Source organism: Finegoldia sp. P3-F-LR, assembly GCF_052932165.1.
Window position 1 is genome coordinate 77,443 of sequence record NZ_JBRFJE010000001.1, and the last position, 22,521, is coordinate 99,963.

At 28.8% G+C, this 22,521-nt stretch carries 19 protein-coding genes; 1 reads left to right on the top strand and 18 read right to left on the bottom strand.

Going from position 1 to position 22,521, the window contains the following annotated elements; all coding sequences use genetic code 11:
• Nucleotides 1-32: 32 nt before the first annotated feature.
• From mtaB to lepB, 10 genes are all read right to left on the bottom strand, one after another.
• Nucleotides 33-1,325 (bottom strand): tRNA (N(6)-L-threonylcarbamoyladenosine(37)-C(2))-methylthiotransferase MtaB, encoded by a 1,293-nt coding sequence (gene mtaB, locus ACU68U_RS00400; protein ID WP_446762505.1) that lies wholly within the window; start codon nt 1,323-1,325, stop codon nt 33-35.
• On the bottom strand, nt 1,325-2,050 hold the full coding sequence (locus ACU68U_RS00405) for an RsmE family RNA methyltransferase (RefSeq protein ID WP_316445222.1): 726 nt from the start codon (nt 2,048-2,050) through the stop codon (nt 1,325-1,327). The genes mtaB and ACU68U_RS00405 overlap by 1 nt, the downstream gene beginning before the upstream one ends.
• Complete coding sequence (prmA, locus tag ACU68U_RS00410; protein WP_446762506.1) at nt 2,043-2,966, bottom strand: 50S ribosomal protein L11 methyltransferase; 924 nt, start codon at nt 2,964-2,966, stop codon at nt 2,043-2,045. Before prmA ends, ACU68U_RS00405 begins: the two co-directional genes overlap by 8 nt.
• Nucleotides 2,966-4,084: a molecular chaperone DnaJ gene (gene dnaJ, locus ACU68U_RS00415; RefSeq protein WP_446762507.1), complete on the bottom strand. Its 1,119-nt coding sequence runs from the start codon at nt 4,082-4,084 to the stop codon at nt 2,966-2,968. Before dnaJ ends, prmA begins: the two co-directional genes overlap by 1 nt.
• 98 nt (nt 4,085-4,182) lie before the next feature.
• Nucleotides 4,183-6,009 (bottom strand): molecular chaperone DnaK, encoded by a 1,827-nt coding sequence (gene dnaK / locus ACU68U_RS00420; protein ID WP_154272619.1) that lies wholly within the window; start codon nt 6,007-6,009, stop codon nt 4,183-4,185.
• Between the two features lie 42 nt (nt 6,010-6,051).
• Nucleotides 6,052-6,618 (bottom strand): nucleotide exchange factor GrpE, encoded by a 567-nt coding sequence (locus ACU68U_RS00425; protein WP_446762508.1) that lies wholly within the window; start codon nt 6,616-6,618, stop codon nt 6,052-6,054.
• Nucleotides 6,608-7,654: a heat-inducible transcriptional repressor HrcA gene (hrcA, locus tag ACU68U_RS00430; RefSeq protein ID WP_446762509.1), complete on the bottom strand. Its 1,047-nt coding sequence runs from the start codon at nt 7,652-7,654 to the stop codon at nt 6,608-6,610. The genes ACU68U_RS00425 and hrcA overlap by 11 nt, the downstream gene beginning before the upstream one ends.
• A gap of 82 nt (nt 7,655-7,736) precedes the next feature.
• Nucleotides 7,737-8,840, bottom strand: coding sequence for a radical SAM family heme chaperone HemW (hemW, locus tag ACU68U_RS00435; protein WP_446762510.1), 1,104 nt, complete (start codon nt 8,838-8,840; stop codon nt 7,737-7,739).
• A gap of 47 nt (nt 8,841-8,887) precedes the next feature.
• A complete protein-coding gene (gene lepA, locus ACU68U_RS00440) occupies nt 8,888-10,699 on the bottom strand; it encodes a translation elongation factor 4 (protein ID WP_446762511.1) in 1,812 nt (603 codons plus the stop codon).
• Between the two features lie 9 nt (nt 10,700-10,708).
• On the bottom strand, nt 10,709-11,233 hold the full coding sequence (gene lepB, locus ACU68U_RS00445) for a signal peptidase I (protein WP_002836451.1): 525 nt from the start codon (nt 11,231-11,233) through the stop codon (nt 10,709-10,711).
• 122 nt (nt 11,234-11,355) lie between these two features.
• Between lepB and rpsT the strand changes: the two genes are divergently transcribed.
• Nucleotides 11,356-11,619: a 30S ribosomal protein S20 gene (rpsT, locus tag ACU68U_RS00450; protein ID WP_002836452.1), complete on the top strand. Its 264-nt coding sequence runs from the start codon at nt 11,356-11,358 to the stop codon at nt 11,617-11,619.
• Between the two features lie 53 nt (nt 11,620-11,672).
• On the opposite strand, the gene holA is transcribed toward rpsT, so the two are convergent.
• The 8 genes from holA to ACU68U_RS00490 all read right to left on the bottom strand — a co-directional run bounded on the left by holA (nt 11,673) and on the right by ACU68U_RS00490 (nt 22,517).
• Complete coding sequence (gene holA, locus ACU68U_RS00455) at nt 11,673-12,671, bottom strand: DNA polymerase III subunit delta (protein WP_446762512.1); 999 nt, start codon at nt 12,669-12,671, stop codon at nt 11,673-11,675.
• Nucleotides 12,637-14,853: a DNA internalization-related competence protein ComEC/Rec2 gene (locus tag ACU68U_RS00460; RefSeq protein WP_227905249.1), complete on the bottom strand. Its 2,217-nt coding sequence runs from the start codon at nt 14,851-14,853 to the stop codon at nt 12,637-12,639. Before ACU68U_RS00460 ends, holA begins: the two co-directional genes overlap by 35 nt.
• A gap of 149 nt (nt 14,854-15,002) precedes the next feature.
• Nucleotides 15,003-16,289 (bottom strand): phosphopyruvate hydratase, encoded by a 1,287-nt coding sequence (gene eno, locus ACU68U_RS00465; RefSeq protein ID WP_094205699.1) that lies wholly within the window; start codon nt 16,287-16,289, stop codon nt 15,003-15,005.
• Between the two features lie 3 nt (nt 16,290-16,292).
• Nucleotides 16,293-17,840 (bottom strand): 2,3-bisphosphoglycerate-independent phosphoglycerate mutase, encoded by a 1,548-nt coding sequence (gpmI, locus tag ACU68U_RS00470; RefSeq protein WP_154272613.1) that lies wholly within the window; start codon nt 17,838-17,840, stop codon nt 16,293-16,295.
• The gene (gene tpiA, locus ACU68U_RS00475) at nt 17,830-18,585 is read right to left on the bottom strand and encodes a triose-phosphate isomerase (RefSeq protein WP_154272612.1); all 756 of its coding nucleotides are present in this window, start codon (nt 18,583-18,585) and stop codon (nt 17,830-17,832) included. The genes gpmI and tpiA overlap by 11 nt, the downstream gene beginning before the upstream one ends.
• A 4-nt stretch (nt 18,586-18,589) precedes the next feature.
• On the bottom strand, nt 18,590-19,777 hold the full coding sequence (locus ACU68U_RS00480) for a phosphoglycerate kinase (RefSeq protein WP_154272611.1): 1,188 nt from the start codon (nt 19,775-19,777) through the stop codon (nt 18,590-18,592).
• A gap of 66 nt (nt 19,778-19,843) precedes the next feature.
• Nucleotides 19,844-20,845 carry a type I glyceraldehyde-3-phosphate dehydrogenase gene (gene gap / locus ACU68U_RS00485; RefSeq protein WP_094207151.1) on the bottom strand — a complete coding sequence of 334 codons (1,002 nt, stop codon included), beginning with the start codon at nt 20,843-20,845 and terminating at the stop codon, nt 19,844-19,846.
• A 73-nt stretch (nt 20,846-20,918) separates the two neighbouring features.
• Nucleotides 20,919-22,517, bottom strand: coding sequence for a Na/Pi cotransporter family protein (locus ACU68U_RS00490; RefSeq protein ID WP_446762513.1), 1,599 nt, complete (start codon nt 22,515-22,517; stop codon nt 20,919-20,921).
• Nucleotides 22,518-22,521 lie beyond the last annotated feature (4 nt).

Sequence of the window (22,521 nt, forward strand, 5' to 3'; positions counted from 1 at the left end):
GTTATTATACCAAAAAATATTTAACTTTTCAATTATTCACACACAAGTTCTTCATTTTCTCTTCTATTGCATACGACGTCTATTATTTTATTAGAAAGATTTGGATTATATTCTCTTCTTACTCTTATATAATTTGTTGTATATCCTTTAATATATCCATCATCATTTTTTGATTCAAACAATACTTTTATTGGCTCATTTAACATATTATCTAAAAATTTGTCTGTATAGTATTTTGATTTTTCTATTAGTAGTTTACTTCTCTCTTTTTTTACAACTCCGGATACTTGATTTTTCATTTTACTTGCTACAGTGCCTTTTCTATTTGAATATTTAAACACATGTATTTTTGAAAATTGAATCTTATCAACAAAGTCTAATGTTTTTTCAAAGTCTTCATCAGTTTCTCCAGGAAAACCAACTATTATATCTGTAGTAATTGCAGCATTTGGGTAATATTTTCTTATTAAATTGATAGTTTTTTCATACAAATCTGTATCGTATTTTCTATTCATAGATTGAAGTATTGAATCAGAACCGCTTTGCAAAGATAAATGAAAATGATCACAAAATTGTTCCACTTTACTTAATCTATCTAAAAATTGCTTGTCGACAATTCTTGGCTCTAATGAACTCAATCTTATTCTCTTTATTTTATCAATTTGTCCGATATCTTCTATTACATCAATTAAACCAATATCATCATTTTCTAAGTCTTTTCCGTATGACGCTACGTGGATGCCTGTCAGTACAATTTCTTTGAAACCATTATCTGCTAATCTTTTTGCTTCTAAAACAATATCTCTAATATTTCTAGAACGTATAGGTCCTCTCGCGTAAGGAATTATACAGTACGAACAAAATTGACTACAACCTTCTTGTATTTTAATATAAGCTCTTGTCATAGAATGCTCTGTATTTATAGTTAATTCTTCAAATTCTCTATTCTTACCTATATTTTCGACCTTGTTTATAATTTTATTAGATGATTTTGCTAGTTCACATAGTTCTACGATTTCTTTTCGGTATTTTGTTCCGAGAATTACATTTACACCTTCAATGTTTTCTATTTCATCAGGACTAACTTGAGAGTAACAACCTACAACAGCAATTATTGCATCACTGTTTTCAGATCTAATCTTAGATATTTGTTGTCGACTTTTTCTATCGGACAAATTTGTAACGGTACATGTATTAAGCACAAAAACATCGCAATTATAATCTTCTGTAATCTCATAACCATTTTTCACAAATAATTCAGCCATTGCTTCTGTTTCGTATTGATTAACTTTGCAACCTAATGTTGAAAATTTTACTTTTTTCATTATTTTATATCTCCTAATTCATATTGAATAATACTCAAAGCACAAATTGGAGCTGTATCTGCGCGTAAAATTCTGTTTCCCAATGAAACTGATTTAAATCCTTTTGACTTTAAAAAATTTAAATTTTCTTCAGATAATCCGCCTTCTGGGCCAATGAAAATATTTATATCTTTATAATTTGAATTAGTCAACAAAGATTGAATGCTTTCTGTTTCATTTTCATAGAATACTAAACTTAAACTATTATCTTGATTTGATATTTCATGGATATTAAGTAGTCCTTCTATTTCAGGGATAGATGTTCTCTTTGACTGTTTAGATGATTCTAGTGCGATTTTTTCAAATCTATTCTTTTTTTTAATCCACTTTTTTTCATCTAATTTGACAACAGTTCTTTCAGTTTCTACAAATACAATTCTATTTACTCCCAATTCAGTAGCTTTTTGTATGATATACTCATTTTTATCTGATTTAAGGATACATTGATACAAAGTAATGTTCAAAGGAGATTCATATTGAACGTTATCTTCATCTATTATTTTACAAATTATTTCATCGGGAGTAATATCTTCAATTTTAGTTACAAAAGTTGTATCTCCAATTACTTGATGAATCAAATCACCTTTTGAAAGTCTTAGAGATTTTTTGATATGATTATAATCTTCATCTTTTATTATAATTTTATCATCTATCTTATCTTTGGGATTTCGAAAAGTCCTATACATTTTTGAACCTACTTATTACGCTAATCCATTCACCTTTTTCAGATATTTCTACAATTTCAAGGTTGTTTTTTTCTAAAATATTTACAATGTTATCTCTTTGAGAATTGATCAATCCTGAGCAAATGAAAATACCATCTTTTTCTAATGCTTTTGGTAAATCTGGAATTAAAATGTCTAATACGTTCAATAAAATATTAGCTATTACTACATCGTATTTTTTATCAACTCTATCTAGTAGAGAGCCTTCTACAGCTTTGATATTAGATATTTTATTCAGCTGTGCATTATCTAATGTTGCTTCTACAGCTAATGGATCAATATCTGTAGCAAAAACTTCTTTAGCACCTAATTTTGAAGAAGCTACAGAAAGTATTCCTGATCCACAACCAATGTCTAAAACACTCTTATTATCAAGCTGCAGCTGTTGAAGTTGTTCAATACATAAGTTTGTTGTTTCGTGGAGTCCTGTACCAAATGCCATTCCTGGATTAATTTCTAACACGGTGTGATCTGTTTCGTCTATTTCAATCCAGCTAGGTTTTATAAGAATATTGCCGATATAAAATGGTTCGTAATACTTTTTCCATTCATTAGCCCAGTCCATATCTTCAATTTCTTTGTTTTTACTAATTTGAACATCTATCTTGTTATTGATAGAGAATTCATTAATTTTTGCTTCAATTTCTTCATAATTTACTTTATCATCTTCGTAAAAAGCTTTAATGATGACATTATCATGTGGTGTAAAATCTTCGTCGTCTATTACCACCCAATAAGGTTGATCTTTCTTAAAATCTAAAACATCTTGATAATCATCTATTTGTAAATTTTCTATTCCTAAATCGTATAGTATAGAACTTATGATTTCGTCATATCCTTTTGGACATTTAATATCAAAGCTTAGCCATTTTTCCATTATTCAAACATATCCTTTATTTTATCAAATATTGATTTCTTTTCATTTACATTTAATTCTTGATTCATACTTTCTGAAAATTCAATCAATTTTTCTTTTTGATCTTTATTTATTTTTTTAGGAACAATGATTTTAACAGTAAATAATATGTCTCCTCTTGTATTAGAATTTAAATATGGAACACCCTTTGATTTAAGTTTAAATGTTGTATTTGGTTGAGTTCCTTCTGGAAGTTCAAATTCTTCTATGCCATCTAAAGTTGGAACTTCAATTTTTGAACCAAGTACAGCCTGAGCATATGTGATAGGCATATCAAAAACAATATCATTATTAATTCTTCTGAAAAATTCATGTTCTCTAATCTTTATGATAACATATAAGTCGCCTGGACTACCATTATTTTCGCCATCATTACCTTCTCCCTTTACACTCATGATGGCTCCATTATTTATTCCTTTAGGTATAGTAATGTTTATTGTTTTTCTTTGAACTTCGTATCCTTTACCTTTACAATTTTCACATTTTTCATCGATTACATAGCCTTCTCCATGACATTTATCACATTCAGATTGTTGTGTAAAAATTCCAAAAGGTGTTCTTTTTGTATCGTTTATGATCCCAGTACCATTACATTTATCGCATTTTCTTTTTTTTGTTCCTGGCTTTGCTCCATCGCCATTACAAACATAACATTTTACCTTTTTCTTATAAGAAATTTCTTTTTTGGTACCGTTAATTGAATCTTCAAAATCTATTTCCAGTTCAACTTGAATATTAGAGCCTTTTATAGGGGCATTTGGATTTCTAGAATATGATCTAGAACTAAAACCACCAAATATATCACCGAAAAAATCACCAAATATATCACCGATATCTGAAAATCCTCCACCTGATCCTTGATCAAATATTCTATCTCCGTACATATCGTATTTTTTTCTTTTTTCTTTATCACCTAAAACCTCATATGCTCCGTTAATTTCTTTAAATTTATTTTCAGCTTCAGGATCACCACTGTTTATATCTGGATGATATTTTTTCGCTAATTTTCTATATGATTTTTTTATTTCTTCTTGAGTTGCGTTTTCATTAACCTCAAGTATTTCGTACAAATTTTTCATTATTCACCATCCTAATCTACTGACTTTTCTATTTTACTAAAAGATACAAAAAAATCAAGGGGTAAGAATTTTACCCCTTTTTTAAGATTTTTTAGTTATTATTTATTTTCGTCGTCATCAACAACTTCATAATCAGCATCTACAACATCATCATCTTTTTTAGATTCTTGTGAAGCTCCCGGTTGTTGAGCTGTGTTTTCATATAGTTTAGAACTTAACTTGTACATTTCTTGAGTTAATTCATCTGTCTTAGCTTTAATATCGTTGTTATCTCCTGAGTCTAGGATTGATTTTAAAGCTTCTACTTTTGAATTGATATCAGATTTTTCGGATTCTGAAACTTTGTCGCCTAAGTCTTTGATTGTCTTTTCAACTTGGTAAATTACAGATTCAGCGTTATTCTTTGTTTCAATAGTTTCTTTTTTGTTTTTATCTTCTTCAGCATACTTACTTGCTTCGTCAACTTTTCTCTTGATTTCTTCATCACTCATTTTAGTTGAAGAAGTAATTGTCATAGCTTGTTGTTTTCCCGATCCTAAATCTTTAGCACTTACGTTTACAATACCATTCGCATCAATATCAAATGTTACTTCAATTTGAGGTACTCCTCTTGGGGCTGCTGGAATTTCAGTTAAGTTGAATTGTCCTAACAAAGTATTGTCAGCTGCCATTTCTCTTTCGCCTTGTAGCACTTTGATTTCCACGGATGTTTGACCGTCAGCTGCTGTTGTAAATACTTGAGATTTTTTAGTCGGGATTGTAGTGTTTCTTTCGATTAATTTTGTACATACTCCACCTAAAGTTTCGATACCCAATGATAAAGGTGTAACATCAAGTAACAATAAATCTTTTACTTCACCAGTTAATACTCCACCTTGTAATGCTGCACCAATAGCAACACATTCATCTGGGTTAATATCTTTTTGTGGATTTTTTCCTATTAATTTTTTAACAGCTTCTTGAACAGCTGGAATTCTTGTAGAACCACCAACTAATAATACTTTTTCAATATCGTTGTGACTTAATCCAGCATCTTCTAGTGCTTGTCTTACTGGTTTTAAAGATTCTTCAACCAAGTCAGATGTTAATTCATCAAATTTTGATCTTGTAATATCCATATTTAAATGAACTGGAGTTCCATTTACTGCAGAAATAAATGGTAAGTTAACATTAGTAGAAACTCTTGTAGATAGTTCTTTCTTAGCGTTTTCTGCTGCATCTTTAAGTCTTTGTTTAGAAGTAGCATCTTTTCTTAAATCTACACCATTTTGTTTCATGAATTCATCTGCAAGATAGTTTAATAATTTTTCATCAAAATCATCTCCACCTAGTCTGTTATTACCACGTGTAGCTAATACTTCAAATACGCCATCTCCAACTTCAAGGATTGAAACGTCGAATGTACCACCACCTAAGTCATAAACCATAACTTTGTGTTGATCAGTTTCTTTATCAATACCATAAGCCAATGCAGCCGCTGTTGGTTCGTTGATTATTCTTTTTACGTTTAAACCAGCAATCTTACCAGCGTTTTTAGTTGCTTGTCTTTGAGAGTCTGTAAAGTAAGCTGGAACAGTAATTACTGCTTCTGTAACTTCTTCTCCTAAATAACTTTCAGTGTCAGCTTTTAATTTTTGCAAAATCATTGCTGAAATTTCTTCTGGAGAATAATCTTTACCATCAATGTTTACTTTGTATTCAGTACCCATTTCTCTTTTAATTGATGTGATTGTTCTGTCTGGATTTGTAATTGCTTGTCTTTTTGCTGTTTCACCAACTAATCTTTCACCATCTTTAGTAAATGCTACGATTGATGGAGTAGTTCTATTACCTTCAGAGTTAGGAACTATAACAGATTCTCCACCTTCCATAACTGCTACTGCTGAATTTGTTGTACCTAAATCAATACCTATTACTTTACTCATTATAAAATCCTCCTTTTAGATTTTTATCTATATTTAAAATTCTTATTTACTAACTTTGACCATTGCAGGTCTAATACATTTGTTATTCAAAATGTAACCTTTTTGGAATACTTCTATTATCATATCTGAACCCTTATCACTATCTTCAGTAATAACTGCATGATGATAGTTTGGATCAAATTTATCTGAACAATCTACTTCTTCCAATCCAAAATCTTTTAAAGATAAAAGTAGGTTGTCTCTAATTAATTCAACACCGCTAGAGAACTCATCTTTTTCTTGTTTACTACTGATAGCTCTATCTAAGTCATCTATTATAGGTAGAATTTTCAAAATCAAAGACTCATTGGCTAATTCAATAGACTGTTGTCTTTCTCTATTTGTTCTATTCTTATAGTTGATAAAATCCGCTTGTAATCTTTTTAAAGAATCTTTTAAATCTTCTATTTCAGAATTTACAACTTCATCTTTGTCACTTTCGACTTCTCCTTTTACTGACTCATTTTCAGTTTCATTTTTATTTATTTTTTCTTTTTCAAAGTCTTTTTCTCCATTTTTTACATCTTCTGAAGATTGATTTTGCTTCAACTTTTCTTCGTTATCTTTCATAATAATCCCCCCTAATAATTAATCCATTAATTCTTCTAGATAATTTAAACATAGCTTCTATTGAAAGTTCATAATTCATTCTCATGGGAGCAACAATAGCTATAACACCGATGTTATTCTTGTTGAAGAAATAAGAACTCTTGATGATTGTGTTTTCAACAAGTGATTGTTCTTTATTTTCCTCTCCCACTTTAATGTCCAAGAAATTATCTGAAGAATTCAGAATGTTCACTATTTTGTCTTTATCTTCAAGGTATTCTATTATGCTTTTGACTTTGTCTAAGTCGCTGTATTCACTATATTTGAAAATATTTGATAAACCTTCAACGGATACATACATTGAAGATAACTTATCTTTTTCATTTTCAATAATATCGGTAATTGCACCTTTAAAAAGATTATTATATTTGTATTTTGAAGAAAATTCATCTAAATTATCATAAACTTCATTTAAATTTTTCCCTAAAAAAAGTTTCTTCAATAGAAAATTAATCTTAATTAATTCATTTTGTTCTATGACTTGTTCTGATGAAATCACAGTATGATTTAAATCACCAGAATCATATAACGTTAATAAGACATAATTATATTCGCTAATTGGAAGTAACTCTATGTGAGATAAATGCATCCTATCTGATTTTTTTAACATAGAAATAACCGGATACTGAGTTATTTCAGAAATAAACTGAGAAGAAGATTTAATCAATTTCTCAGGTTCAACAATTCTTTCATAGGGTTTTCTTATAGACATCAACGAAGAGCTAGAATCATCAGTTTTATAAAGTTTGTCTAGAATATAATCCACATACAATCTGAAAGCTTTTTGCGATGGAATTCTTCCTGATGAAATATGAGATTGAACTAAATATCCCAAATCACCTAAGTCGCTCATTTCATTTCTGATAGTTGCTGGACTGAAACCAATATTATAATTCTTTGATAAAACTCGAGATCCTATCGGCTGAGCAGTCTTTATATAATTGTCTATGGTAGCGAGTAAGATATTAAATTTTCTTTGTGTTAAATTTTCATTCAAGACCTCACCTCTTTTTTTGTTAGCAACCTATTACCTTGAGTGATAATAAAATTATACACTACGATTTATACTGTGTCAAGTGTTATACTAAAAAATCTACGAAAAAACTATTTGACACGAAAAAGCCTTGATTTGTAAAGCTTATATGGTTGTTGTTTAAAGTTAACAATCCTTTATTAATCCAGTTATCGATTAATTTTTTGTTATTCGTGTATAAATTTATGCCAAATTTTTCAAAGTATTCTTTTAAATCTAATCCATCCTTTAATCTCATATTAGTTATTATGAATTCAAATTCTCTTTTTTCTAAATCAATTTTCTCAGAAAAACTAATAGGCTTTTCATTTTTCAAGATTTTTTTCTTGTAATCGGGGTAGAAAAACTCATTTGTATATCTCAGTTGATTTAAATATCCAGATGAAGATAAACCAAATCCGTAATACTGCTCGTCTTTCCAATAAATCTTGTTGTGAATGGATTCAAAATTATCTTTTGCAAAATTAGAAATTTCGTAGTGTTTGTAATTTTCTAATCCATTACAAATCTTCATATACATTTCGTATTCTATATCATCATTTCTATTTATGTCTTTATAGTTTTTGTAAAATTTTGTTCCAGGTTCTAATATCATGTTATACCAAGAAACATGGTTTGGATTAAGTTTTCTAATATAATAAAGATCATTATCTAGAGACTCTAAGGTTTGATTTGGAAATCCAAATATTAAATCAATTGAAATATTATCAATGTAATCTTTAATTATTTCAAATGACTTAAAAACATCCGATACTGTATGCTGTCTTCCTAAAAATTTGTTGTACTCATTATAAAAAGATTGAACGCCCAATGATATTCTATCTATACCAACTTTTTTATAGTTTTGTATTTTTTCTTTTGTGACGAATTCTGGATTGCATTCAATAGTAAATTCCTTTAATTGTAAATTAAAACAGCTATCTATTACGTTATAGGTTTTTTCAATATATTTAGAATCGACAAGATTTGGTGTTCCTCCTCCTAAATAAATGGTATCTATTCTGTCATTAGGATTTTTGTACATATTTATTTCTTTTTGTAACAAATCAAAGTATTCATCAATTCTTTGGTTTTGTTTCGTCATTGTTGAAAAATCACAATAATTACACTTATAAGCACAAAAAGGTATGTGAATATAGATTCCTTTCATAACTCCTCCTATAAAAATAAGCCAAACTTTCGCTTGGCTTAACAAATTTAATTTCCTTCATCATATTTTAAGACTGATAAGAAAGCTTCTTGAGGAACATCTACGCTACCTACAGATCTCATTCGCTTTTTACCTTCTTTTTGTTTTTCTAATAGTTTACGCTTTCTAGTTATATCTCCACCGTAACACTTAGCAAGTACATCTTTTCTGTATGCTTTTATAGTTTCTCTTGCGATAATTTTATTTCCTATTGCAGCTTGTACAGGAATTACAAATTGATGTCTTGGTATTTCATCTTTAAGTTTCGTTACTATTTTTCTTGCTCTTTCATAAGCTAAATCTTCGTGAACAATTAATGTTAACGCGTCAACTTTTTCTGAATTAATCATTATTTCAAGTTTAATTAAATCAGATTTTTCATAACCAATTAATTCATAATCCAAAGATGCGTAACCTCTTGTTTTTGATTTTAAAGCATCATAGAAATCATAAATCACTTCATTTAATGGTAATTTGTATTTTATTGTTACTCTTTTTTCATCAAGGTAAGTCATATCTATGAAAGTTCCTCTTTTTCCTTGACAAAGTTCCATAATTACCCCGACATAATCTGTAGGAGTCATGATTTCTGCATGAACAACAGGCTCTTCAACATAATCAATTTCAGTTTCCTTAGGGAAATTTGTAGGATTTTGTATTTCTACTTCAGTTCCATCTTTTTTATGAACTTTATATATTACACTTGGTGCAGTGGCGATGATATCTAAGTCAAATTCTCTGTCTAATCTTTCTTGAATAATTTCCATGTGCAACAACCCTAAAAATCCACATCTTAATCCAAAACCTAGTGCGATTGATGTTTCATTTTCAAATGTCAAAGCTGCGTCATTAACTTGAAGTTTTTCTAGTGCATCTCTTACAGAATTGAAATCTTCACCTTCAGCAGGATAAATACCACAATAAACCATTGGTGTAACTTGTTTATATCCCTCCAGAGGTTTATCTACAGGATTGTTTTTATCTGTTATAGTGTCACCTACTCTAGCATCTTTTACATTTTTGATACTGCAGACAACATATCCTACATCTCCAGCGCTAATTTCATCTGTGCTTATCATTCCGGAAGATGTATAACCGCATTCAGTAACTTCAAATGATTTGTTAGTAGACATCATTAAAATTTCAGATCCTGGCTTTATACAACCATCAAAAACTCTAACATAAACAACAACACCTTTGTAAAAATCGTAATATGAATCAAATATCAATGCCTTTAAAGGTTTATTTTCGTCCCCAACTGGAGCAGGAACATTGTTTACTATGTCTTCTAATACATCTACTATATTTATTCCTTCTTTTGCTGATACTGCTGGAACATTTTCAGCATCTAATCCAATAATATCTTCTATTTCCTTTTTTGCAAAATCAATGTCGGCACTTGGCAAATCTATCTTATTTATTACAGGCAAAATTTCTAAATTTTGGTCGATAGCCAAGTATACATTTCCTAATGTTTGAGCCTCAACACCTTGCGTTGCATCGACAATTAATACTGCACCTTCACACGCTTTTAATGACCTACTTACTTCATAAGTAAAGTCAACATGACCTGGTGTATCTATTAAATTAAGATTGTATACATTGCCATCTTTAGCCTTATAAGATAATTTAATGGCTTTTAATTTGATTGTTATTCCTCTTTCGCGTTCCAAATCCATAGAATCCAAAACCTGTTCACTCATTTCCCTATGAGTAAGCATACCAGTCTCTTCAATCAATCTATCAGCTAATGTTGACTTACCATGATCTATATGCGCAATTATTGAAAAATTTCTTATGTATTTTTTATCGTGTTTCATTTAAATCTCCTAAATCGAACCAATCTTATCAACAGGATATAACCTAAAGAAAACGACACCGATTATCGAATCTTTATTAATAGGTCCGATGTACCTGCTGTCATTATAATTATCTAGTTCTCTATCATCATTTATAACAAAATATTCATCTTTACTTAATACCCATTTATTATTGTTTAATTTTTTTGACTGTTGCAATAAAATATAGGGTTCATATATTCTTTTTCCGTTAACAAAAATATCATCATTTATAATTTCCACTGAATCTTTAGGCATTGCAATAACTCTTGCAATATTAGATTCTGAATTTTTCTCATCATAATACTTAACTATATCAGTTTTTTTAATGTATCCTGTTATTTTATTTAATTTATTAATAAGAACAAAATCTCCAGAAGTTAAAGTGGGACTCATATTTGATGATTTTACTATTTGTGTTTCTAAAATAAAAGTTTTTATTACGAAACATACTACTAAAGCTATAAATATTGCAAATAGCAAATTTGAAAACTTACTATCTAAAAATTTCTTCATACTATCACCATTCTTTACCAACCTATTATAACATAATTTACAATTAATGTTCTAGATTACTTGAAATAATTAATTCTATAGTGTATAATAATAACACTGTTCAAAAATAAAGGAGGGATATTATGGCAAATATTAAATCAGCAATTAAAAGAATTGATGTAACTAAACTTGAAACAGCTAGAAATAAATCTAAAAAATCAGCTATCAAAACTTTCATTAAGAAATTTGAAGCAGCTGTTGAAAAAAACGATAAAGAAGACGCTACTAAATTATTTAATTTAGCAACTAAAAAGATTGACCAAGCTGCAAGTAAGAACACAATTTCTAAAAACAGTGCAGCTAAAAAAATTAGCAGAATGGCTAAAGAATTAAACAAATTAGCATAGAAATAATGTAAAGGATCCATTACATTATTTAAAGGTTGAAGTAAATTCAACCTTTATTTTTTTGCTAAAATTTCGCAAATACTATTTTCTATATAGTACTTAGAATTTAACGTATTTGTTTTTAATGTAGTTTCTATTTCATACATTTTATGAATCGCAAATCTTAACTGGTCATATCTCCAATTTTTCACAAAACTTTGAACTTTATTTAATTCGTATGATGATATTTTTACTCTCTTTGTGATTTCAGTTTGCGAAACTTTCAAACGTAGAAGTTCTTTTATATATAATAAATTTCTAAATAATCTAATAACCATATGAAGTGCTTTAAAAGTGTCTGATGTGTCATTTATAAGTAAATTTAAGTAATATATCGTCTTAGATAAATCTTTTGATGCTATTGAATCTGTTAAATCGAAAATATTTTTATCATATTGATTTATTAGAGAATTCAAATCATGTTCTGTTATTTCATCTTTCTCTAAATTTATAAACTTATCTAATTCATTATTAACATCAATTAAAGTCTTTTCAGAATTTTTTATAAGATAAAGAGAATATTCAATAAAAATGTTAACGATATTATTATTAATCTTCTTCCCTTTTAGGTAATTTATTATATAAGCTTTTAATTGATTTCTGTTTAACTTATTGAATTCAATATCTGATCCATAGTTTATTATTTCTTTTAAAAATTTAGACTTAAATACATTTCCGTATGATGTCATTATAATCAAAGTATACTCTGGAATCTCTCTAATATAAGGTAATAAATTATCAATACTTTCCTTGTTTTTTAAAATTCCTGTTTTAGTTAAATCTACATCATCGATTAAAATGAGTCTTTTATCACTAAACATAGGAATAGTTTCAGAAGAACTATATATTTTTTCGAAATCTGATATTTCGTACTCATCAAAACTTTGAGCCTTGTAGTGCTCTTTTATTAATGACAGATATTTTTCTATATAAAATTTTTCTTCTCCGTGTATTAAAATTAGATTAGACAACAAATTATTATCTAATTTTTGTTTCGCCAATGAAAAATCCATCTTTTGCTCCTCTATTCTTAAAGTAATATAATACGAAAATTGTTGTAATAATTGAATTTTGTTCTTTCACTAAAAAATTAAAAATCGAATATTTATCTCTATTAGATCTTATAGTATTAAATATCTTGCTTGATACAATCTCAATGTTTCCATCTTTATCAGTTCTTTTTATTGGAATATTTAGTTTATTTAAATTATCTAGCGTTTGATGATGTGGGTGTCCATAATCATTTCTTAGACCTACAGAAATAATAGATAATTTGGGATTAACCTTTTTTAAGAAATTTAAATCTGAACTGTTTTTACTTCCGTGATGGGAAATTTTCAACACATCAGATGTTATATCTTCATTTAAAATATTTCTTTCATATTCTCCAGAAATGTCTCCTGTGATTAGTAATGAAATATCATTAACATATACTTTATAAACTATAGATTTATCGTTTTCTTCATCACTTATGGATTTATCAATGACTTTGATATAAACATTTCCAATTTTTAGTAATTGATTATTTTGTAGATTTACGTAATGGTTATTTTGATTATACTTGCTTTTTAATATTTTTTCTCCATTAGTTCTAGATAAAACTATTGGATTATAAGATTTGTTAATATTAATTAAATTTTTACTATGATCTTCATCAAAATGAGTCAAGAATACATAATCAAGATTATTTAAACCTATTTTGTGTAGATATTCTACAAGGTAAGTTCCAGATTTATCTTCTGATTTGTATGAACCTCCTGTATCTATCATAAAACTTTTAAAATATTGTCTTACAAGTAAGCAATCACCTTGACCAATATCCACAAAGTTTATATGCGTAATAGGATTAAAAATATTTAAAATTATCGGCATAATTACGCTTATAAAAAACATATTTTTTAAAGTTTGTTTATTAAAATCGTTTAAAGTTTTAATGTAGTGTCTGTTATAAATCGCAAATATTATTATATAATAAACAAAAATCATCAATATAGAAAAGCTCATAAAACTATGAATTTGTATATTAAATGAATTAATTGTAATGAAGATATAATTTATAATCTTTAAACAAAATTTTATAATTTGAACAAATACATAATTAAAGCTATTAGGTATCAAAAGTACAACAGCCGACAATTGTATGATAAGTGTAAAAATAGGTAAAATAATGGTATTTCCAATGATAAAACCAAATGTAAATTCATTAAAAAACTTCAGTTGTATTGGTAATAATATTATATAAACTAAAGTAGAAAGCATTAAATAATTACGTAGTTTGCTATTTTGTTTTTTGAATTTTGGATACAAATATAAAATAGTAAATGTTGCTAAAAATGAAAAAATAAATCCGACATCAAATAGATTATATGGATTCATAAGCAAAATTAAGATAGCTGCAATAATTAAATTATTTAAATTATACCAGTCTATCTGCATTTGATTAGATAATTCCACTATAACTAACATAATGAACGCTCTTAATATTGATGAAGGTAGTCCTACTGCATATCCATATATTGCAATTAAAAACAAAGATAACCAAGAAATAATTTTTCTGTTAATCTTAAAAATACCAAATAATTTATTAAAAATCGTGTATAGAATAATAATATGTAGCCCACTTATTGCAAATATATGACTTATTCCTAATGTCTTAACATTATTAGTGTAATCTTCACTCAAAAAATTAAACCCTGTAAATACTGACTTTAAAACAGATGATTCAATATCATTAAAATTTGAATCTAATTTAAAAACTATGTGGTTTAAAATTTTGCTTCTAATACTTAAAAAAAGTGAATTAGACTTTCCTATTATATCAGGATCAGTCCTACAGTATATATCTCCATATATATTGCTCTTTAGTAAATAAAATTTATAGTTGAACATATATGGATTACCATTTGTATATGCTTTATTAACTTTTGATCTAATATTGACAATATCACCAATATTTAAATCTTTTTTTGTTGTTAATAAAAATTTTATATTATATTGATTAGTTACCTTTACAATATACTTTTTATTTGATCTGTTTTTATTTATTACTACAGCGTTAATATCTACAAATTCATTATCCTTGATATTGTTGTAATTATCATTAATAAGGTTTAAATGAAAAATAGTCAGAAATAATACCAACAGTGATACAATAAGTTTATTTTTATCTTTAAACAGAAATATTCCTGTAATCACTACATCAACTGCTAGAAATATTGGATTGAAATATATGTATAAAATTGTTGTTAAAATTATCTGTATTAAAATTACCGTAGTGATTAACATTTTTCACCTAATTAATAGGAATCACAGCTAATAATCGCTGTGATTCCTTGTATTTTTAATTATTTGCTTAAATTATAAAAAGTCTTTATTCCATCGTATACTGCAGTGGATTCTAGCATATCTTCAATTCTTAATAATTGATTATATTTACAGATTCTATCAGTTCTTGATGTTGAGCCAGTTTTAATTTGTCCAGCATTAGTTGCAACGGCAACATCGGCTATAGTAGTATCTTCTGTTTCTCCCGATCTATGAGATATTACGGCAGTGTATCCATGTCTTTTAGCTAGTTCTATGGCATCAAGAGTTTCAGTTAAAGTTCCTATTTGATTTAATTTAATTAGAATGGAGTTACATACACCCATTTCTATACCTTTTTGTAATCTCTTAACATTTGTTACAAATAAATCATCGCCAACTAATTGAATTTTTGAACCTAATTCTTTAGTTAGTTTTTTCCAACCATCCCAATCATCTTCAGCTAATCCGTCTTCAATAGAAATAATAGGATATTTTTCAACTAAGTTTTTATAATACTCAATCATTTCATCACTTGATCTAACTGCATTGTCTCCAGCCATATTGTACTTACCATCTTCATAGAATTCACTAGCTGCAGCATCTATAGCAATCATTACATCTTTTCCTGGTTCATAGCCAGCTTTTTTAATAGCCTCAACTATAGTTTGTAATGCTTCCTCATTAGATTCGAGATTTGGTGCAAAACCACCTTCATCTCCTACAGCAGTATTTAATTTTCTAGACTTTAATACATTCTTTAAATTATGAAATACCTCAGTACCGATTCTTAAAGATTCTTTGAAGTTTTCTCCACCTACAGGCATAATCATAAATTCTTGAATGTCTACATTATTATCAGCGTGTTGTCCACCATTTAGAATGTTCATCATTGGTACAGGTAAAGTCTTACCGTTTACGCCTCCAATATATTCAAATAATCTTTGTCCATTTTCATCTGCAGCAGCTTTTGCAACAGCTAAAGAAACACCTAAAATAGCATTTGCACCAAGTCTAGATTTATTTTCAGTGCCATCTAATTCTATTAGATAATTATCTATTCCAACTTGGTCAAATACATCCCAACCTACTAATTCATCTGCTATTTCTAAGTTTACATTATCAACAGCAGTTTCAACACCTTTTCCTAAAAATCTTTTTTCATCATTGTCTCTTAATTCTACTGCTTCGTGTACTCCAGTAGAAGCACCTGAAGGAACTATCGCTGATCCCATTGCTCCTGCTTCAGTATAAACTTCAACTTCAACTGTAGGATTTCCCCTAGAATCTAAAACTTCTCTTGCATAAATGTCAATTATTGAGCTCATTATTTATTCTCCTTTTTTAATTAAAGATTTACCTGTCATTTCTGAAGGCTTATCTATTTTCATCAATTCTAAAATTGTTGGTGCTATATCAGCTAAAATACCATTATTCAACTCGATATCCTTGTCAGGATATTCTATGAAAGGCACAGGATTAGTTGTATGTGCCGTGAATGGGCCACCTGTCATTTCATCAATCAAATATTCACTATTCCCATGATCAGCAGTTATCAAAGCATGGTAATTTCCGTTTTTATCTATAGCTTGTAATATTTCCTCTAAACATTTATCAACGGTTTCAACGGCTATCTTATCAGCAGAAATTACACCAGTATGACCAACCATATCTGAATTCGCAAAGTTTAATATTATCAAGTCGTATATATCTTTATTTATAACATCAACAACATGATTTTTAACTTCTACAGCACTCATCTCTGGCTTAAGATCGTAAGTTGATACTTTTGGAGATGGAACTAGTATCCTATCTTCATTTTTGAATTCTTTTTCGATACCTCCATTAAAGAAAAATGTTACATGTGCATATTTTTCAGTTTCTGCAATTCTTAATTGCTTTAATCCGTATTCAGAAATAATTTGTCCTAATACATTATTATACCCTTGTTTTGGATAAGCTATTTGTACATTTTTGATAGTTTTATCGTATTCTGTCATTGTTACAAATGAAATACCTTTGTATTTTGTTCTTTCAAAACCATCAAAATCATCGTCTACAAAAGCTCTTGTAAGTTGTCTTGCTCTATCTGGTCTGAAATTAAAGAATACAAAAGAATCTTCATTTTCAACTTTTATTGCGTTATTATTTTCATCGACTATTGAACAAGGTTCAATAAATTCATCAGTGATATTTTTATCATAACTATCTTGTAAATATTTTATTGGATCGTTACTTTTATTTCCTTCACCATTAGTTATGCAATTATATGCTTTTTCTACTCTGTCCCATCTCTTGTCTCTATCCATTGCATAATAGCGACCACTAACAGATGCAATTTTACCTACACCAATTTCTTTTATATCGTCTTGTAATTGTTTTAAGTCTGTTATTGCAGATGTTGGTGACACATCTCTACCATCTGTAAAACAATGTATTACTACATCATGAAAATCTAATTTTTTGCACATTTTAAGAATTGCTACAAGGTGGTCATAATGAGAATGAACTCCACCAAAAGAAACTAATCCTAGTAGATGAAGTTTTTTATTTTTTTCTTTAGTTTTTAAGATAATATTTTTTAAAACTTTATTTTCATAAAATTTTCCAGATTCTATGTCATTAGTAATTTTACTTAAATCTTGATAAATTATTCTACCAGAACCAATATTCATATGTCCTACTTCGGAATTTCCCATTTGGCCTGCTGGAAGACCTACTTCATTTCCTGAAGCAATCAATTGTGAATTTGGATATTCACTTATTAGTCTATCAAAAGTTGGAGTATCAGCTAATTTAATAACATTTCCTGGATAGTCTTTGCCTAATCCCCAACCATCTAAGATTACAAGAATTAATTTGTCTTTCTTATTTCCCATAATTAATTAGTTTAGAAAAACTTTCTGCTTCTAAACTTGCACCCCCTACTAAAGCTCCATCAATGTCTTCTTTTGACATAATATCAGTTACATTTTCAGGTTTTACACTTCCGCCATATTGTATTCTAATTGAATCAGCCAGATCTTTGCTATACATTTCTTCCAATAAATTTCTTATAAATTTACACATTGATTGTGCATCGTCACTTGAAGCTGTTTTACCGGTTCCAATAGCCCATATTGGCTCGTAAGCGATTACTAGTTTAGATCTTAATTCTTCTTCACTTATTCCTTTTAAGTCTGATTTTATTTGTGATTCCACAATTTTTTCATGATTGTTAGATTCTCTTTGTTCTAAGTTTTCTCCGCAGCAAAGTATTGGTTTAAGTTTATGAGTTAAAGCTGATATTATTTTCTTATTTAATAGTTCATCATCTTCTTTAAATATAGTTCTTCTTTCAGAATGACCAATTATAACATATTCCACTCCCAAATCTTTAAGCATATTTGGAGAAATTTCTCCTGTAAAAGCACCGCTATCTTCGAAATACATATTTTGTGCTCCAGTAGAAATATTTGTATGTTTTAAGGCTTCTGTAAGAGTTTTTAGTGATGTGAATGGAGATATAATGCAAGCTTCGACATTATCAGCAACTCTCAGATTCTTTAAATCATTTAAGAAATGCTTAGTCTCTCCATCTGTCATATTCATTTTCCAGTTTCCTGCAATTAATGGTTTTCTCATATTATTATCTCTCATCAATACAATCAATACCAGGTAAGACTTTGCCTTCTAAAAATTCCAAAGAAGCTCCGCCGCCTGTTGAAACATGTGTTACTTTGTCTTTATTTCCAGATTTTGCAATTGCTGAAGCACTATCTCCGCCACCAACAATAGTTGTAGCATCAGATTTTACTAAAGAATTTGCAACTTCAAAAGTACCTTTACTAAATTGTTTAATTTCAAATACACCCATTGGCCCATTCCATACAATAGTCTTGGATTTTTGTATTTCTTCGTCAAAAATCTTTATTGTTTTAGTTCCAATATCAAATCCTGCAATATCGTCTGTAAACTCATCTATACCAATTACTTTTGAATCAGATTCTTCTGTCATTTCTTTAGCTGCGATAAAATCAACTGGCAAGAATATTTTAACTCCTTTTTCTTGAGCTTTTTCTAATAATGATTTTGCTAAATCTAATTTATCTTCTTCAATTAAGGATTTACCGACATTTTTTCCTTGTGACTTAATGAATGTAAATGCCATAGCCCCACCTATTAGTATAGTATCAACTTTATCCAATAAGTTTTCTATAACTCCAATTTTATCAGAAACTTTTGCACCACCTAATATTGCTGTAAAAGGTCTTTGCGGATCATCAAGAGCTTTTCCCATGATTTCTATTTCTTTTTGGACTAAAAATCCTACAGCACTCGGTAAAAACTTAGACACTCCAACGTTTGATGCGTGAGCTCTATGACTGGTTCCAAAAGCATCGTTTACATATAAATCAGCTAATTGTGATAATTCTTTAGAAAATTCTTCATCATTTTTTTCTTCTTCTTTTCTATATCTTGTGTTTTGAATTAACATAATTTCTTTGGGTTGTAATTGTTTACTTTGCTCAATAACAGAATTATCCACAACTTTATCATTATCAACAAAGTTTACTTCTTGACCAATAATTTCAGAAAGCTTTTCTGCAACCGGCTTTAATGTGAATTCAGGTTTTGGTTCACCTTTTGGTCTACCTAGGTGACTCATTAAAATAACTTTAGCATTATTATCTATTAAATACTTTATTGTTGCGATAGATGCTTCTATTCTATTCGTATCAGTAATAATACCATCTTTAATTGGAACATTAAAGTCTACTCTAACTAATACTCTTTTATTTTCAACATTTAAATCTTTTAGTGTTTTTTTATTCATAGATTAACCTTTCTTTGAAAAGAGTCGATTGCAAAAATATTTTACCATCGACTCTAAATAGTTTTATTATCTTGTAGCTATAATCTTTGCTAAATCAAATACTCTTGAACTATAACCCCATTCGTTATCATACCAAGAAGCAATTTTTACCATATTTCCTAAAGCATAAGTCATATCAGCATCAAATATTGAACTTCTTTCATCTCCAATGATGTCTGAAGATACTAATTGATCTTCAGAATATCCTAAGATTCCTTTTAATTCGCCTTCACTAGCTTTTTTCATAGCATTATTGATATCTTCTTTTGTAACTTCCTTACCTAAAAGAACTGTTAAATCAGTAATAGATCCAGTAGGTGTTGGTACACGAACTGCAAGTCCTGTCATTTTACCTTCTAATTGTGGTAGAACTTTACCAACAGCTTTAGCAGCACCTGTAGTTGTAGGAATCATACTTAAAGCAGCTGCTCTTGCACGTCTTAAATCCTTGTGGTGAGCGTCTTGAATGTTTTGATCATTAGTATAAGCGTGAATTGTTGTCATTAACCCTTTTTCAATTCCAAATTCATCATCTAAAACTTTAGCTACTGGAGCTAAACAGTTAGTTGTACATGATGCATTGGAAATAATCTCATCATTTTCTGGGTCATATTCTTTGTCATTTACTCCAACTACGATCATTTTAACATCTGATTTACCTGGAGCAGTTAATAATACTTTCTTTGCACCAGCTTTAATATGTTTTGATAAACCTTCTTTGTCTTTAAAAGCACCCGTTGAATCGATAACTAGATCAACACCTAATTCTTTCCAAGGTAATTCTTCTGGATTTCTGTTATTTACAACAGTTATTTCCCTATCACCAATTTTAATCTTGTCATCCGCTAATACTTCAACGTCTTTTTCAAAAGTACGATAAATTGAGTCATACTTTAAAAGATGTGCATTTGTTTTAAGGTCACTTGTAATATTCAATGCCACTAATTCAAGATCAGGGTCATTTTTTTGAATTAAAATTCTTGTTACATCTCTACCTATTCTTCCAAATCCACTAATTGCTACTTTCATTTAATCCTCCTTGAAATATTTCATAATACATACTTTTATTATATACCCGATATATAATCTTATTAATCAAATTTTAAACCTCAATATGAAGAGTATAATTGGATATATTTGTGCAATGGTCAGATATTCTTTCCAAATTCGATAGAATATCTAAGAAATTAACTCCAACTGTAGAATCACATTCATTGTTGTTAATTCGTTTGATATGATTATGTCTATATTTTTTTTCTAAAAAGTCTACATTATTTTCAATATTTGCGACTTTAGAAGCCAATGATTGATCATTATTTTTAAATGCCATAGTTGAATCTATAATTGCATTTTCTACATTTGAATATAAATCTTTATATTCATCGATAGCTACTTTGCTAAATTCTTTTTCTTCGTCATAAACAAGAGTTACAATTCCACATATATTTTCAACATGATCTCCTATTCTCTCGAGATCATTAAGCATATCTTGCATAATAAAAATTTGTGTATGTTCTTCATCTGAAATAGATTTATTAGATAATTTTACAAGATACTCAACGATATGTTTTTCCAAATTATTAATTCTTTTTTCTTCTGCTAATATTTTTGATCTTAGTTTTTTGTTACCTGTCATAAAGTATTCATCAACATTTTTAAAATTTTGATATACAATGTCACTCATTCTAATAACTTCAAGTCTAGCTTGTTCAACCGCAATAGAAGGAGTTTCCAAAATTCTGTCATCTAAATATTGTAAGTCTTTTGCGTGTTCTTCACCTGGAACAATTTTCATAGCAGCTTTAACTAAAAAGTTTGAAACCGGAAGTTGAATTGCAACGTTTATTATATTGAATAAAGTATGATAATTTGCTATTTGTCTTGAAACATTTAATGGAGTTAACATAGATACTATGTTTTGCATCAATTTATTTAAAAATAATAGTACAATTATCGTTCCAATTGCGTTAAATAATAAATGTATTATTGCTGCTCTTTTAGCATTTTTCCCTGCTCCTACTGATGAAAGTAAAGCAGTAGTAGTAGTACCAATATTACCCCCTAATAAAAGAGGAGCTGCTTGATTGATTGTTAATAATCCCTGTTTTCCCAAAGCTTGTATTAAACCAATAGAGGCCGAAGATGATTGTACTGCAGTAGTTAAGAAAAATCCTACAAAAACTCCAATTATCGGTGAGTTTAATTTTAATAAAGCATTTTTAAACCACAATTCTTTTGATAGTGGATTCAATCCATCTCCCATAGTATTCATTCCTATGAAAATTAAACCTAGACCAACAAAAACTTCGCCTAGATTTTTTTTCCTATCATCTTTTGCACTCATATATAAAAGCACACCAAAAGCTACAATTAATGGTGCATATTTGGCAATGTCAAAAGCGATTATTTGTGCAGTGATAGTAGTTCCGACGTTCGCCCCTATAATCACACCAACAGCTTGATTCAAAGGCATTAAACCTGCATTAACAAAACCCACAACCATTACTGTCGCTGCAGAAGATGATTGTATTACCATCGTTACTACTATACCTAGTAACACACCTATGTATTTATTCCTAGTTAAAGAACCTACTATCCTTTTTAATTTATTACCTGACGATTTTTGGAGACCTTCACCCATTATTGTCATTCCGAACAAGAAAAGTGCCAACCCACCTAAAACCGGAGTTATAATATCCATAATA

Excerpts from the sequence above, each read along its gene's own strand:
- mtaB (WP_446762505.1), bottom strand. The coding sequence starts at position 1,325 with ATGAAAAAAGTAAAATTTTCAACATTAGGTTGCAAAGTTAATCAATAC.
- prmA (WP_446762506.1), bottom strand. The coding sequence starts at position 2,966 with ATGGAAAAATGGCTAAGCTTTGATATTAAATGTCCAAAAGGATATGAC.
- gap (WP_094207151.1), bottom strand. The coding sequence starts at position 20,845 with ATGAAAGTAGCAATTAGTGGATTTGGAAGAATAGGTAGAGATGTAACA.
- ACU68U_RS00490 (WP_446762513.1), bottom strand. The coding sequence starts at position 22,517 with ATGGATATTATAACTCCGGTTTTAGGTGGGTTGGCACTTTTCTTGTTC.
- ACU68U_RS00405 (WP_316445222.1), bottom strand. The coding sequence starts at position 2,050 with ATGTATAGGACTTTTCGAAATCCCAAAGATAAGATAGATGATAAAATT.
- dnaJ (WP_446762507.1), bottom strand. The coding sequence starts at position 4,084 with ATGAAAAATTTGTACGAAATACTTGAGGTTAATGAAAACGCAACTCAA.
- lepA (WP_446762511.1), bottom strand. The coding sequence starts at position 10,699 with ATGAAACACGATAAAAAATACATAAGAAATTTTTCAATAATTGCGCAT.
- dnaK (WP_154272619.1), bottom strand. The coding sequence starts at position 6,009 with ATGAGTAAAGTAATAGGTATTGATTTAGGTACAACAAATTCAGCAGTA.
- eno (WP_094205699.1), bottom strand. The coding sequence starts at position 16,289 with ATGAGCTCAATAATTGACATTTATGCAAGAGAAGTTTTAGATTCTAGG.
- rpsT (WP_002836452.1), top strand. The coding sequence starts at position 11,356 with ATGGCAAATATTAAATCAGCAATTAAAAGAATTGATGTAACTAAACTT.
- tpiA (WP_154272612.1), bottom strand. The coding sequence starts at position 18,585 with ATGAGAAAACCATTAATTGCAGGAAACTGGAAAATGAATATGACAGAT.
- hemW (WP_446762510.1), bottom strand. The coding sequence starts at position 8,840 with ATGAAAGGAATCTATATTCACATACCTTTTTGTGCTTATAAGTGTAAT.
- ACU68U_RS00480 (WP_154272611.1), bottom strand. The coding sequence starts at position 19,777 with ATGAATAAAAAAACACTAAAAGATTTAAATGTTGAAAATAAAAGAGTA.
- ACU68U_RS00425 (WP_446762508.1), bottom strand. The coding sequence starts at position 6,618 with ATGAAAGATAACGAAGAAAAGTTGAAGCAAAATCAATCTTCAGAAGAT.
- holA (WP_446762512.1), bottom strand. The coding sequence starts at position 12,671 with ATGGATTTTTCATTGGCGAAACAAAAATTAGATAATAATTTGTTGTCT.
- gpmI (WP_154272613.1), bottom strand. The coding sequence starts at position 17,840 with ATGGGAAATAAGAAAGACAAATTAATTCTTGTAATCTTAGATGGTTGG.
- lepB (WP_002836451.1), bottom strand. The coding sequence starts at position 11,233 with ATGAAGAAATTTTTAGATAGTAAGTTTTCAAATTTGCTATTTGCAATA.